At 74.1% G+C, this 12,657-nt stretch carries 15 protein-coding genes; 6 read left to right on the top strand and 9 right to left on the bottom strand.

Going from position 1 to position 12,657, the window contains the following annotated elements:
* Positions 1-76: 76 nt before the first annotated feature.
* Both AC07AW_RS32860 and AC07AW_RS32855 read left to right on the top strand, forming a co-directional pair.
* The gene (locus AC07AW_RS32860; protein ID WP_478819113.1) at positions 77-1,288 is read left to right on the top strand and encodes a globin domain-containing protein; all 1,212 of its coding nucleotides are present in this window, start codon (positions 77-79) and stop codon (positions 1,286-1,288) included.
* Between the two features lie 72 nt (positions 1,289-1,360).
* Positions 1,361-1,999: a hypothetical protein gene (locus AC07AW_RS32855; RefSeq protein WP_478819112.1), complete on the top strand. Its 639-nt coding sequence runs from the start codon at positions 1,361-1,363 to the stop codon at positions 1,997-1,999.
* A 69-nt stretch (positions 2,000-2,068) separates the two neighbouring features.
* Here the strand turns inward: AC07AW_RS32855 and AC07AW_RS32850 are convergent, their stop codons facing one another.
* The 4 genes from AC07AW_RS32850 to AC07AW_RS32835 form a co-directional block, all read right to left on the bottom strand.
* Positions 2,069-2,230, bottom strand: a complete 162-nt coding sequence (locus AC07AW_RS32850) for a hypothetical protein (RefSeq protein WP_478819111.1) — start codon at positions 2,228-2,230, stop codon at positions 2,069-2,071.
* A gap of 47 nt (positions 2,231-2,277) precedes the next feature.
* Positions 2,278-3,237 (bottom strand): nucleoside triphosphate pyrophosphohydrolase, encoded by a 960-nt coding sequence (locus AC07AW_RS32845; protein ID WP_478819110.1) that lies wholly within the window; start codon positions 3,235-3,237, stop codon positions 2,278-2,280.
* A 19-nt stretch (positions 3,238-3,256) separates the two neighbouring features.
* Positions 3,257-3,901, bottom strand: a complete 645-nt coding sequence (locus AC07AW_RS32840; RefSeq protein ID WP_478819109.1) for a SurA N-terminal domain-containing protein — start codon at positions 3,899-3,901, stop codon at positions 3,257-3,259.
* An 80-nt stretch (positions 3,902-3,981) separates the two neighbouring features.
* Entirely contained in the window at positions 3,982-4,965 is a 984-nt protein-coding gene (locus tag AC07AW_RS32835; RefSeq protein ID WP_478819108.1) for a glycosyltransferase family 2 protein, read from the bottom strand.
* A gap of 126 nt (positions 4,966-5,091) precedes the next feature.
* Between AC07AW_RS32835 and AC07AW_RS32830 the strand changes: the two genes are divergently transcribed.
* Positions 5,092-7,416 carry a YfhO family protein gene (locus AC07AW_RS32830; protein ID WP_478819107.1) on the top strand — a complete coding sequence of 775 codons (2,325 nt, stop codon included), beginning with the start codon at positions 5,092-5,094 and terminating at the stop codon, positions 7,414-7,416.
* Here the strand turns inward: AC07AW_RS32830 and AC07AW_RS32825 are convergent.
* The 5 genes from AC07AW_RS32825 to AC07AW_RS32805 form a co-directional block, all read right to left on the bottom strand.
* On the bottom strand, positions 7,367-7,771 hold the full coding sequence (locus tag AC07AW_RS32825; protein ID WP_478819106.1) for a hypothetical protein: 405 nt from the start codon (positions 7,769-7,771) through the stop codon (positions 7,367-7,369). The genes AC07AW_RS32830 and AC07AW_RS32825 overlap by 50 nt on opposite strands.
* Positions 7,768-8,418 carry a GNAT family N-acetyltransferase gene (locus AC07AW_RS32820; protein ID WP_478819105.1) on the bottom strand — a complete coding sequence of 217 codons (651 nt, stop codon included), beginning with the start codon at positions 8,416-8,418 and terminating at the stop codon, positions 7,768-7,770. Before AC07AW_RS32820 ends, AC07AW_RS32825 begins: the two co-directional genes overlap by 4 nt.
* A 41-nt stretch (positions 8,419-8,459) precedes the next feature.
* Positions 8,460-8,957, bottom strand: coding sequence for a GNAT family N-acetyltransferase (locus AC07AW_RS32815; RefSeq protein WP_478819104.1), 498 nt, complete (start codon positions 8,955-8,957; stop codon positions 8,460-8,462).
* Positions 8,958-9,102: 145 nt separating this feature from the next.
* On the bottom strand, positions 9,103-10,086 hold the full coding sequence (locus AC07AW_RS32810; protein ID WP_478819103.1) for an AraC-like ligand-binding domain-containing protein: 984 nt from the start codon (positions 10,084-10,086) through the stop codon (positions 9,103-9,105).
* Positions 10,087-10,214: 128 nt separating this feature from the next.
* Positions 10,215-10,952, bottom strand: a complete 738-nt coding sequence (locus AC07AW_RS32805; RefSeq protein ID WP_478819102.1) for a DUF2625 domain-containing protein — start codon at positions 10,950-10,952, stop codon at positions 10,215-10,217.
* A 77-nt stretch (positions 10,953-11,029) separates the two neighbouring features.
* Here AC07AW_RS32805 and AC07AW_RS32800 point away from each other — a divergent pair, with 77 nt between their 5' ends.
* Genes AC07AW_RS32800 through AC07AW_RS32790 form a run of 3 tightly spaced genes read left to right on the top strand, consistent with a single transcriptional unit; the run spans position 11,030 to position 12,645 of the window.
* Entirely contained in the window at positions 11,030-11,401 is a 372-nt protein-coding gene (locus AC07AW_RS32800; protein ID WP_190105300.1) for a PadR family transcriptional regulator, read from the top strand.
* Positions 11,398-11,979, top strand: coding sequence for an HAAS signaling domain-containing protein (locus tag AC07AW_RS32795; protein ID WP_478819101.1), 582 nt, complete (start codon positions 11,398-11,400; stop codon positions 11,977-11,979). Before AC07AW_RS32800 ends, AC07AW_RS32795 begins: the two co-directional genes overlap by 4 nt.
* 60 nt (positions 11,980-12,039) lie before the next feature.
* A complete protein-coding gene (locus AC07AW_RS32790) occupies positions 12,040-12,645 on the top strand; it encodes a GNAT family N-acetyltransferase (RefSeq protein ID WP_478819100.1) in 606 nt (201 codons plus the stop codon).
* Positions 12,646-12,657: the final 12 nt, after the last annotated feature.

Here is a 12,657-nt window from a genome sequence, read left to right as displayed (position 1 = left end):
ACAGGGCGGGCCCGGGCGGCACGTTCGTGGAGAACCTGTGATCAAGCGGTACAGGCTGTGCCTTAGATTCTTGTCAGTGGATCCTCAACTGCTCAGAAGTACGTTCGCGGTCGTCGAGAGACGTGCCGAGCAAGCCGTCACGTTCTTCTACTCGCACCTCTTCTGGCACAACCCCGGCGTGCGCGAGCTCTTCCCCGAGGACATGCTCCCCCAGCGGGACCGGCTCTTCGCCGCGCTCACGCATGTGGTGACCCACCTGGAGGACCCCGGCCTCGCGACGTACCTGGGGCAGCTGGGCCGCGACCACCGCAAGTTCCTCGCCTCCCCCGCGCTGTACGCCGCCGTCGGGCAGAGTCTGCTCGCCGCGTTCGCGCACGCCGCCGGCGCCGTCTGGACCATCGAGGCGGAGAAGGCGTGGTCCGAGGCGTACGGCCTCGTCGCCGACCTGATGCTCGCGGGCGCCGACACGGCCGCCGGGGCCGGGGAGCCCGCCTGGTGGGACGCGGACGTCGTCCGGCACGAGCGGTACGGCGACGACCTGGCCGTCCTCACCCTCCGCCCCCGGCAGCCGCTGCCGTTCCGCCCCGGCCAGTACGTCAGTGTCAGCTCGCTGCGGGTCCCGCGCGTCTGGCGCACCTACTCCCTCGCCGACGCGCCCCGCCCCGACGGCACCGTGGAGCTGCACGTCAGCCGGGTCGCGGGGGGCGCGATGAGCACGGCGCTCGTGGAGGAGACGGGCCCGGGCGAGGTGCTGCGGCTCAGCGCCCCCGGCGGCGGGCTGACCGCGCGGACACCGACGGGCGGACTCCGTACCTATATATGCGGGGGTACGGGCTGGGCCCCGGTGCGGGCGCTGCTCGCGGAGGCCGCCGGGACCGAGCCGGAGCTCGAAGGCCGGCTGTTCGTGGTGGCCCGCGCCAAGGAGTACCTGTACGGGCGCGAGGACGCCGAGCTCCTGAGGGCGCGCCTCCCCAAGCTCAGCGTCACCTACATCACGGCCGCGCCCCGGCAGCGCAGGGACCAGGCGACCGAGCGGTTGCTCCAGGCCCTGCGGGCCTGCGTCCACTGGGCCGCGCACGACGTCTACCTCGCCGGGCCGCCGGCCTTCGTCACGGAGGTCCGCGAGGTCCTGGAGGAGCTGGGCACCGACCCGGCGCGGATCCACCACGACACCCTGCCGTCCGTGGGCCGCTTCGCCACCCGCCCGAACACCGCCGCCGAACGCCTCCTGGGCCCGCCGGCCCCGCTCTGGCACAACCCGGAGGCGCGTGCGCCGCGGGAGGGGTAAGTCGTAGGCCATGCGGCAGAGGGCACGCGTGTCCGGTCCGGCCGGGCCGTCGGCACGGGCCACGCTCGGGCCATGACACCCCCTCGGATGCGCGCGGCCGTGGTCACCGCCCTGGCCGCCGCGGTACTGGCGGTCACCGGCACCGCCCCGGCCCAGGCCCAGCCCCGGCCCCTGACGAAGGCCGCGGTCCCTCCCGCGGACCACAACTGCATCAGTCCCGACGGGACCAACCTCAACACCTTCCTCGGGATCAGCGAGCGGATCATCGGCCCGCCGGCCTGCCGCGAGGCGTTCGTCGGCGAGCGCTGGGTCCGGTCCATCCCGTCCTGGGGCACGGCGCCCGACGGCGACGGCGCCCACTACCCGCGGGACTACACGCCCACGCTCTTCGACCCGATGGACGACTTCGTCTCGAAGTTCCAGGGGATCCGGGTCGTGAGCGACCTCGGCACGGCCCGGGAGCAGAGCCGGACCTTCGGTCCCGAGGTGATCCGCCGGATCGCGCCCTTCAAGGGGAATCCGTTCGCCTTCTTCGCCTCCGACCCGCTCCCCTCGCTCACCGCCGGGGACCACACGTCGACGGTCTACATGCGGCTGAGCGCGCGACACTGCGACGGCCTCGGCCCCCGCCCGGCCGTGAACTGCCTGCCCGCGGGCGAGTTCGTGTACTCGGGTCCGACGCCGATCCGGTTCTTCCTCCGGCCCGCGTGAGGCCACGGGCCGGGCGTACGGCGTGACGCGGTGAGCCGGGCGTACCGCCTGACACGGTGGGCCGGGGCGTCAGCTCCGGTCCGCGTCCCCGCCCCGGGCGCGCCACACGGCGAACCGCACCAGCGACACGGCGCTCGCCAGCGCGATCAGCGCGGAGACAATCCGCATCCACACCGGGGTTCCGCCGCTCGCCGCCTCCCACCCGGAGAAGAGGAACAGGAGGGCCGTCACGCCCGGCGCTTCGGCGGCGCTCGGCCTCCGCCGACGCGGTGCCCGGCTCACAGACCCTCTGCCGCGCGGATCGCGTCCCGGTACGTGCGGGCCGCCGCGCGCAGGGCCGCCTCCGGGTCCACCCCGGAGGCCTCCGCGCGGGCCGCGAGGGCGAGGAGTTCGTAGCCGATGCCCTCGCCCGCCGGGAGCTTCACGTCGAGGTCGGACGCCCGGGCCCGGCCCGCGAGCTTCGCGGCGAGCGCGAGGCCCGGCTGGCCGAGCGGCACCCCGTCGGTGACGGACTCCCGCTGCTTCTCGATCGCCTTGGTGCGCAGCCAGTGCGCGTGGACGTCCTCGGGGGTCTCGGCGGTCGCGTCCCCGAAGACGTGCGGGTGCCGGTGGATCAGCTTCTCGACGAGCGTCCCGGCGACGTCGTCCACGGAGAACGGCTCCTCCGGGTCCTCCTCGGCGATCCGCGCGTGGAAGACGACCTGGAGCAGGACGTCCCCGAGCTCCTCGCGCAGCTCTTGCCGGTCGCCCTCCTCGATCGCCTCGACGAGTTCGTACGCCTCCTCGATGGCGTACTTGGCGAGCCCCTGGTGGGTCTGGCGCGAGGTCCAGGGGCACTCGCGGCGGATGCGGTCCATGATCTGCACGAGGTCGAGGAGGCGGGCGCCGGGCAGGTCGTACGAGCCGGGCAGCAGCTCCAGGTCGGGCATGGAGACGCGGCCGGAGCCGGCGAGCCGGGCGAGGCCGTCGGTCAGCGCCCTGTCCCCCTCGCCGGAGGGCAGCAGCAGGACCGTGCGGCCCCCGGCGCAGGCCTCGACGAGCTCCTGGGCGGTGGGCCGGGCGTGCTCGACGGCGACGCCGGCCTCCCGCAGGTAGGGCAGCTGGGGGTGGTCCTCATCGGGGCAGAGCACCCGGTCGGCGGCACCCAGCGCCTGCCAGGCGGGCCAGGACAGCAGTCCGGGGGCCACGCGGTGGCTGGCGGTGAGCAGAACGATGCGGCCGGGGCTCTCAGAAGTCACCCCTCGAACCTACCCCGGGTCACGCTCCGGACGGGACGGCCGCCGGGTCCTGGCTGATCTGGCGGAGCCAGGGCGCCGTGGTGTCGGAGAGCCGGACCTGGGTGTCGTCCCAGCGGCCGTAGCGCGGGTTCACGTCGACGGCGAGGTCCTTGGAGGCGGCGGAGAAGACCTCCGTCAGCTTCTTCTGGCCCGCGGCGTCGTTGGTGGCGCCCAGCTTCGTCGCGATCTTGTTCATGAGGACGTTGCGGCGGACGAAGGCGTCGATCTGGTCGGGCGCCACTCCCTGCTCCTGGAGGAGGACGGCCGCGAGCTGGTCCTCGCCACCGGCCTGGCGGACGAAGGAGGCCCGGGTCTGCTGGAGTTCGGCGCGGGTGGCGGTGACGCCCTGGTCCCGGGCGACCTTGTCGACGACCCGGTCGAAGATCATGACGTTGAGTTTGCGGCGGCCGAGGTCGCCGGTGGCCGCGACCAGCTGGGCGGACTGCGGCGAGGCCGCCTGCGCGGCCCGCACGTCCGCGACCTGGGCCTGGACGCTGGAGACCTCGATCCGTTCGCCGCCGACGACGGCCGCCGCTCCTGGGTGGGCGTCACTGCCGCAGGCGGTGAGCAGCGGGGCCGCGGCGAGCAGGGCGGCGGACACGGTGAGCGCAGTGCGGCGGTGCAAAGGAGCCTCCCGGGCTGGTCGTGCGTCAGTTGAACGACCTTGCGGTGATCGATGGTAGGGAGTCGCCGGGGCCGGAGCCACTACTTCGGAGCGACTGTTTCCCACAACGACTCACCCGTCACCCGGGTGTCGGCCGCCTGCGAACCTCCGCTCGTCTCCTTGAACAGGTAGTGCGGCCGCCGCTTCACCTCGTAGTAGATGCGTCCGACGTACTCGCCGATCAGTCCGGCCATCACCATCTGCACGCCGGCGAGCGCGGTGACGGCGACGAGGAGGGTGACGTAGCCGGGGGTGTCGACGCCGTTGACGAGGGCGTCGCCGACGATCCAGGCCGCGTAGCCGAGGGCGACGACGGTGAGGAGAAGGCCGAGGTGGACGGCGGCCCGCAGCGGCTTGTTGTTGAAGGAGAGGAGCCCGTCGAGGCCGTAGTTGAGGAGCTTGCCGAAGGACCACTTGGAGCGGCCCTGCTCACGGACGGCGTTCTCGTAGGAGAAGGTCGTGGTGCGGAAGCCGACCCAGGAGAAGAGGCCCTTGGAGAAGCGGTTGTACTCGCCGAGGCCGAGGACGGCGTCGACGGTGCGCCGCGACAGGAGCCGGAAGTCGCCGACGCCGTCGACGAGCTCGACGTCGACGAGCCGGTTGATCGCCCAGTAGTAGAGGCGGGCGGTGAGGGTACGGGTGACCCGGTCGCCCTCGCGGGTGCGGCGGGCGACGACCTGGTCGTACCCCTCGGCGTACAGGGCGACCATGCGGTGCACGAGCTCCGGCGGGTGCTGGAGGTCGGCGTCCATGATGACGACGGCGTCGCCGGCGGCGTGCCGGAGCCCGGCGAGCATCGCGGCCTCCTTGCCGAAGTTGCGGCTGAAGGAGAGGTAGCGGACCCGGTCCGGGTCACGCCCGGCGAGCTCCCGGAGGAGCGGGAGGGTCCCGTCCCGGCTTCCGTCGTCCACGTAGACGAGCTCGAACTCTCCGTCGAGACGGGCGAGTTCGGCGGTCACACGGTCGTGGAAGCGGGCGAGGACGTCCTCCTCGTTGAAGCACGGGACGACGATCGAGAGCAGCACACGGACCACGACAACGGAGCCCGGTGTCCCGGCCGGTCCGGGTGGATGGCGAGCAGGCGACCATCACGTGAACTGGCCCGCCGGACCCGTCGTTTCCCGCTCCTTCGCTGTCATATTCGATCCGCCATGCCGAAAACCAAGCACTCCTGTCTGCTCGCCGCCGTGCTGTCCGCCGTCGCCGTCTGCGGCGGGGACGCGGTCGCCCGGGTCTTCCCCTTCGGGCCGCGCCACCGGGCCGTCAACGACCTCGCCAACCAGTTCGTGCCGTTCCACGCGCACCTGTGGGACCTGCTGCGGGGCCGGGCGGACGGCGGGCTGCTGCTCGACTGGCAGGGCGGCCTGGGCACGAGCTTCCTGCCCGACTACGGCACCTATCTGTCGAGCCCCTTCGCCCCGCTGGTCGCGCTCTTCCCGCGCGGCGACATCGAGTACGCGGTGTACGGGATCACCGTCCTGAAGACGGCGCTCGCGGCGGCCGCGATGACGTTCCTGCTGCGGCGGACCGGCCCGGGCGGCGTGTGGTGGTGGGCGTCGGTCCTGGGCGCCTCGTACGCGCTGTGCGGCTGGTCGCTCGCGGAGGGCACGTACAACCCGATGTGGCTGGACGGCCTGATCGCCTTCCCGCTGCTCTGCCTGGTGGGCGAGTGGGCACGGGAGGGCCGGCGGCCGCTCCTGGGCCCGCTGGTCGTGGCGGTCTGCTGGCTCGCGAACTTCTACACCGCGTACATGGCGACCCTGGGCGCCGCCCTGGTGCTCCTGGTCCGCCTGGCGCTCACCGACTCCTTCCGGTGGCGGACGCTGCTCAGGGCGGCCGTGACGACGGCCCTCGGGATCGGCCTCGCGGCCCCGGTCCTCGTCCCGGTCTTCCTCGGCTCCCGGCACGCCTACCCGGGCGTGGTCCGGGACTTCGCGCCGGCGGCCGGTACGGACGTGCTTGCCCGGCTGCTCCCGGTGACGTACAGCTTCGCGACCCCGGCGGCCTTCGTCTGCACGGCGGTGCCGCTGCTCGCGGGGGCGCTGCTCTTCCGCCGGGACGCGCCGGGCCGGGAGCGGTGGCTGTGGGGCGGCCTGTGCGCGGCGGTGGCGCTGTCGATGCAGTGGACGCCGACGCACCTGCTCTGGCATGTCTTCGCCACCCCGAACGGCAGCCCCTACCGCCAGACCTTCGTCCTCTCCGGCGTCCTCGTGCTCGCCGCCTGGACGGGCCTCGCGCACGGCCTCCCGGACCGCAGGTCGCTCCTCGGCGGGGCGGCGGTCGTCCTGGCCCTCACGGCCGGGGCCCTGCCGAGCGACCTCCTCACCCCGTGGGCGCTGCTCCTCGCGGGCGCGGGCCTCGCGGCGGTGGCGGGCGCGCTGCTGCTCCCCCGCCGGGGCCGGTACGGACTCCTCGCCGCGCTCCTGGTCACGGCGACGCTCCTCGGGCAGGCGGCGGCGACGACGGCGTACGCGGACCGGGAGCGGCTCGCCCGGCTCGACGACTACCCGCCGTGGGGCGCGGAGCACGAGCGGCGGGCGGCGGCGCTCGCGGCGGCCGACGGCTGGCCCGCGTACCGCACGGACTCCGGCCTTCCCCGGGTCGCGGGCAACGATCCGCTGCTCCTGGGCGGCCAGGGCGCCGCGTACTACAGCAGCCACACCCCGGCGGTCCTGACCGAGACCCTGGCCGCGCTGGGCGGCGGCTGGACCTCGCGCGGCCGGAACCTGCTGAGCCTGGACAACCCGGTGACGGACGCGATGTTCGGGGTGGGCGCGCGCTGGCGGGACGGCGAGGTCGTCCGTACGGACGCGTACCTGCCGCTGGTGACGGTACGGCCCCCGGGCCCGCCCCCGGTCTACGGCCCGTCGCCCTTCCGCAACCAGGAACTCCTCCTCGGCGCCCGGGTGTACGAGTCCCCGCACGCGGGCGCGTGCCCGGTCGGTACGGAGGTCTTCCTCTGGTCCCCGAACGCGACGGGCACGGCACGCCTGGGCGACCACGAGACCCACCTCCTGGGCGGCCGGCCGAAACGCAGCGCGGCCCTGACGTCCCTGGGCGTGCAGCGGACACCCGGCCTGAAGCCGGTCCTGCCGGGTCGCGGCGAACTCGGCTGCCTGAACCACGACCGCCTGGACGCGGCGGTGGCGGCCCTCCGCGCGCGTGCGGCGACCTCGATCGAGGTCACGGCCTCCGGCATACGGGCCGCCCTCCCGCCCGGCTCCACGGGCGCGACGGTCGTGGCGACCCCGCACATCGCGGGCTGGCACTGCGAGGACGCCGAGCCCACCTCGTACGGAGGCCTCCTGGCCGTCCCGGCCCGGGACGGCCGACTCTCCTGCGCGTTCCGGCCCCCGGGACTTCGGGCGGGTCTGGCGATGGGGGCGGTGGCGGCGCTGCTGCTCGCGGGCGTGGTCGTGGCGCGTGTCAGGAGCGGGCGATCGCCTCGTCGACAGCCGCGCCCGTCGCGGGGATGACGAGCGCCGCCTCCCGGAGGCCCGGTGGAAGATGGTGCCGCTGGTCCTCGTGGAAGAGGAGCGCGGCGCCGCCCACGGGAAGGACGACGGCCCCGAGCGCCTCCGCGAGCCGGGCGACGACGTCGAGCATGGCGCCACTTGAGACGTGCATCGCCGTCAGGGAGGTCGGTCCGTCGGCGCCTCCGCCGCGTACGAAGAACTCCGCCGTCCCTCCGTCCTCCGCGCGCAGGACGACCTCACCGAGCTCCGGCGCCCCCGCCACCACGTACGGCTCGACCTCCCGGCGGAACCGCTCGACGTCCAGCTCCGCGAGTTCGCCGGCCACGAACCGGAAGAGGAACGTCTCCGCGCTCACGCCCCCTCGATCCCGAAGAACTCCTCGCATCCCTTCACGCCGTCCACGGTCACCGGCAGGTGGTCCTGGGCGGCCCAGTCCTCCCGGGAGAGGCGGAAGCGGAGGGATTCGACGACCTCGCCGTGGAGGACGTCGCGGGTGATGCCGTCGGGGCGGTAGCCGAGCTTGCGGGAGACGGTCGCCGAGGAGTGGTTGTCGGTGAAGGACAGCGACGTCGCCGAGACCGTGCCGAGCTCCGCGAACGCCAGGTGCAGCATGGCGACCCGCATCTCGGTGCCGAGGCCCTTGCCCTGGTGATCGAGGCCGAGCCACGAGCCGGAGACGATCTCGCGCCGGACGCCGAAGTCCACGGCCCGCACGTCCTGGATGCCGATGGGGCGCCCCTCGTGGAAGGCGACGAGGTTCAGTGCCCAGTCCCGCGGGGTCCACCGCCCGAGGCGGCTCCAGTGCAGCTGGATCACGTGCCGGGCCCGCTCGGCGGGCGGCAGGTCGGTCCACGGTGTCAGGAACGGCCGGGCGCCCGGGGCGTGCACGCCGCGCGCGGCGACGTCGGCCACCTCGGCGAGCTCCTCCTCGGAGGGGAGCCTCAGCTCCAGGCGGGGGGAACGGACACGGAGGGCCAGGAGCGGCCAGTGGTCGGTGAGCACGGGGCGAGTCTGCACAGCCGACCCGCCCGGCCGCACCTCGTTTACGGGGCGGTCCGCAGCTCCCAGCGGACCTCGCCGTCCTGCCGCTCGTCCGTCGGCGCGAGGCCCGCCGCGCGGGCCACGGCCGCCGAGGCCGTGTGGTCGGGGTGGACGTGGGCGACGACGGTACGGACGCCGCGGTCGACGAGCAGTCCGACGAGCGCCTCGGCCGCCTCGCGGGCGATCCCCCGCCCCTGCCACCCGGTCCCGATCACCCACGCGACCTCGGCGGTCCGCCCGCCCCCGGTGACCGTGGCCTGCACGGTCCCGGCGAGCCGGTCCTGGGCGCGGAGCCGCACCACCCAGTTGCACCAGACGACGGCCGGGTCCGGCGATCCGGCGACCAGCCGCTCGTACCGGGCCCGCAGTTCGGGCTCGGTCAGCGGGGTGCCGCCGATGAAGGTGTGCAGGGCGGGGTCGGCGAGGACCCCGGCCATCTCGCCGGCGTGCGCGACGGCGAGCGGGACGAGGTCGAGCCGTCCCGTACGTACGGTCGTCACGAGGTCTGTCCGTGCTGTGTTCACGCGTCGAAGTCCCAGATCGCCTGTCCGTTGTCGTTGCCGCTCATCGTGGTCCCTCCCCGTCCTCTCGAAGCCTGCCGGACGGCTCCGAGCCTAGGAACGCGGGCGCCCGTCCCGCTGTGCGTCAGGCGCGGGCCTCCTTGACGCTCAGCGCACGGAACTCGGTGGGGCTCAGTCCGTACGCCGCCCGGAAGGCGCGGCTGAAGACCGCCGGGCCGCTGAACCCCCACCGCGCGGCGACGGCCTGCACGGGACGCCCGAGGAGTTCGGGGCGGGCGAGGTCGGCACGGCACCGTTCGAGGCGGCGGCGCCGGATGCGGGCGTGGACGGTCTCCCCGTCGCCGTGCGCCTGGAACAGCTGGTGGAGGGTCCGTACGGAGACGTGGTGGGCGGCGGCGACCGCGGCCGGGGTGAGGTCGGGGTCGCCGAGGTGGGTGTCGACGAAGGTGCGGATCCGCTGGAGCAGCGCCCGTGCCCGGGCCTCGGCGGGGAGCTGTTCCTCGGCGTCGAGGTTCTGGGCGAGGCAGGCGGCGACGAGGTCGACGACGACGGAGCCGAGGCGTGGCAGGTCCTCGGGCGCGCACTGTCCGGCGTGGCCCTCCAGGGAGCCGAGGAAGGAGGCGAGGACCGCGCCGAGCCCGTGGCCGCCGGGGATGCGGCTGGCGAGCAGCCGGTCGATCCGCCGGGACCGCAAGGGCAGGACGTCACGCGGGAGTTGGAGCATCAGCAGGTGCACGGGCCCCGCGTCGGTGGGCATGGCCGCGTCGGAGGGCCGCGAGGTGTCCCAGAAGACGAGGTCGCCGGCGCCGACGCTGCAGTCGTTGCGCTGCTGGGACAGGACGGTGGCGCCCCGCCGCATCAGGCCCAGCTGGTACTGCTCCGGGTCGCCGCGCCGGATCAGCGCGGGCGTACGGCGGGAGCGCAGGGGCGAGAAGGCGAACCGCGCGACGCGGACGGTCTCCAGGTCGAGGACGGCCGCCTCGGCCTGGAAGTCGGCGGGCCGCTCGACGCTGAGCGCGGTGGGCATCACCTCCCGCGTGACCAGGTCGGCGAACCAGTCGAAACGTTCCCGCGCGGGCAACTCCCCTGCCGAGACCACGGACCACATCGCACGCTCCCCCGTCGATCTTCCTGTCGGCGGCCAGAATGCAGCGGCGGGAACGCGTTTGTCGCCGGGTTCCGCGATCGGCGTGGCGCGCCCGGGGACCCGCGGTGCGACGCTCCTCCGTCAGACGGTCACGGGGCCCCGAGGAAGCCGGGGTCGACGCCGTCGAGCTGCAGGGCCGTCTCGCGGCCGAGGCCGAGGAGCTGCTCCAGGGGGACGACCGCGCGGCTGGTCCCGGCCAGGTCCTGGTGCGCCTCGGCGGACCAGAGGGGCGGGTAGAGGCTGAGCCCCTCCCCGCCGGTCAGGCTCGGCACCTCGTCCCGCCAGCCGGGCCAGCGCAGCCCCTCGTAGAACTCCTCGACACCCCCGGCGAGCACCCACGACAGCCAGGCGCCGTACCCGGCGCCGATGGCGTCCCAGCGCAGCGAATCGGGCGCGAAGTAGACCATCTCGCCGGGGCTACCCGGGAGTCCGGTCTCCTCCTCCGTGCCGCCCTGGATCGCGAAGGCCCCGCCGAGCACGTCGTGTGCGACGACGAGCCCGGCGGCGGGGCGCCAGTCGGGGTCGGGCTCGGCGGGGTAGCCGTTGAGCCGGGCGAGGCCGGGCAGGCGCCGGTCGTTGTGGGCGGCGGGGCTTCCGTACACCCGCAGCCAGCCGTCGTCGACGAGCACGCCGCCGGTGTGGAAGAGGAACGCCCCCAGGTACGAGCGGACGGTGACCTGCGTCTGGAGGAGGGTGGCCGCCGCCTGTCCGGGGTCGGGGTCCAGCACCTCGACGGGCACCTTCGCGGCCCGCAGCTCCTCTTCGAGCAGCGGCCACGCCGGCTCGTCGACCCGGGTCAGCTCGTTCAGTCCACGCAGTTCTCGCACCCGGGCATCGTCGCATGCGGCTCTCCGTCGAGCGGCGGACGTTGATCGGCGGCACACTCGGGGGTATCTTGCATTACATGGTTCCTGGCGAAGCAAGATCCGAGGCGGCCGGAAAGGTCGCCAGTCAGCTGCGCAAGGGCGTACTGGAGTACTGCGTCCTCGCCCTGCTGCGCGACGGCCCGCGCTACGGCGTCGAGATCCTCGACGAACTGGCCGCGGTCAGCGTCATGACCACCAGCCAGGGCACGATCTACCCCCTGCTGTCCCGGCTTCGCCGCGACGGACTCGTCGACACCGAGCTGCGCGAGTCGGCCACCGGCCCCGCCCGCCGCTACTACACCCTCACCGCGCCGGGCAGGACCGCGCTCACCGAGTTCGCCGAGAGCTGGCCGCGCTTCCGCGACGGCGTCGACCACTTCCTGACCGCATCCCACGGAGGCTCCGCATGACCGGCACCGAACACCCCCTCGTGACCGACTACCTGGCCACGATCGAGCGGGATGCGTCCTTCCTGCCCGCGGGGCGCCGCGAGGAACTCCTCGCCGACCTGCGCGAACACCTCGCGGTCGCCGTCGGGGACGAGGAGGACCCGGAGGCCGTCCGCGCGGCCCTCGAACGGCTCGGCAGCCCCTCCGCGATCGTGGCCGCGGCCCGCGCGGAGGAGCCGGAGGCGCCGGCCGCCCCGGAGGCCCCGGAGGCCCCGAAGACCAAGACCCCGACGCGGAACGTCGTCACCGCGGTCCTGATCGGCATCACGGGACTCTCCGGCCTCGGCGGCTCCCTGCCCGCCGTGGCCGCCCTGATCGTGGGCCTGGTCCTGCTGTGGACGTCCGACGCGTGGGACCGGGCCACCAAGGTCCTGACGACCGCCCTGACCCTCGCGACCCCGGTCGTCGTCGCGCTCGGCGCCGTCCTCCTGGCCGCCCGCTTCGGCCCGACGGAGCTGCTGGTCGTCCTCGCCGTGGGCATCACGCTGCCGGCCGTGGCCGCCGTGCGCCTGCTCCGCACCCGGCCCAAGGCGGCCTGACCAGGCCCGGAGCGCGAGGGACCACCCCCCTCGCCCGACCAAGATCATCATGGGTACAGAATGACCCGTATGCCCATAGCAAACACACCGAAGACGGCCACGATCGACGACGCTCGCATGGTCGGCCACACCCTGGCCTCCGCCTTCGGCGACGACCCGATGATGCAGTGGTTCTTCCCCGACGCCGCCACCCGCGAGACGGGCCTCGTCCGCTACTTCACGACCCTCTTCACCCGGCAGTACGGCCTCCACGGCGTCTGCGAGCGGACCGACGCGGCCGCCGCCTTCTGGGTGTCTCCCGAGGGCGCGGACAAGGCCGTCCCCGACGCGGAGACCATCGGGCAGCTCGTGGAGATCCTCGGCGACCGCGCCCCGGTCTTCCAGCAGGCCGTCATGGCGGCCGCCGAGCACGGGCCGACCGAACCCCACTGGTACCTCGCCGTCATCGGCGCCGGCCCCGCCGCCCGCGGCCTGGGCCACGGCTCGGCCCTGCTCCGCTCCGGCCTCGCCAAGGCCGACGCGGACGGCCTGCCGGTCTACCTGGAGTCCTCCAAGCCGGACAACCTGCCGGTGTACGAGCACTTCGGCTTCGTCGTACGCGACGAGTTCGAACTGCCGGGCGGCGGCCCGACCCTGTGGGCCATGAAGCGGGACCCCCGCGGCTGAGGGTGGTCCGGA

The organism is Streptomyces sp. NPDC044003, from assembly GCF_056435185.1.
This window is presented reverse-complemented; position numbering and strand designations above follow the sequence as displayed.

Coding starts and splice junctions, on each gene's coding strand:
- AC07AW_RS32790 (WP_478819100.1), top strand. CDS start 12,040: ATGACCCGTATGCCCATAGCAAACACACCGAAGACGGCCACGATCGAC.
- AC07AW_RS32830 (WP_478819107.1), top strand. CDS start 5,092: ATGCCGAAAACCAAGCACTCCTGTCTGCTCGCCGCCGTGCTGTCCGCC.
- AC07AW_RS32800 (WP_190105300.1), top strand. CDS start 11,030: ATGGTTCCTGGCGAAGCAAGATCCGAGGCGGCCGGAAAGGTCGCCAGT.
- AC07AW_RS32855 (WP_478819112.1), top strand. CDS start 1,361: ATGACACCCCCTCGGATGCGCGCGGCCGTGGTCACCGCCCTGGCCGCC.
- AC07AW_RS32810 (WP_478819103.1), bottom strand. CDS start 10,086: ATGTGGTCCGTGGTCTCGGCAGGGGAGTTGCCCGCGCGGGAACGTTTC.
- AC07AW_RS32795 (WP_478819101.1), top strand. CDS start 11,398: ATGACCGGCACCGAACACCCCCTCGTGACCGACTACCTGGCCACGATC.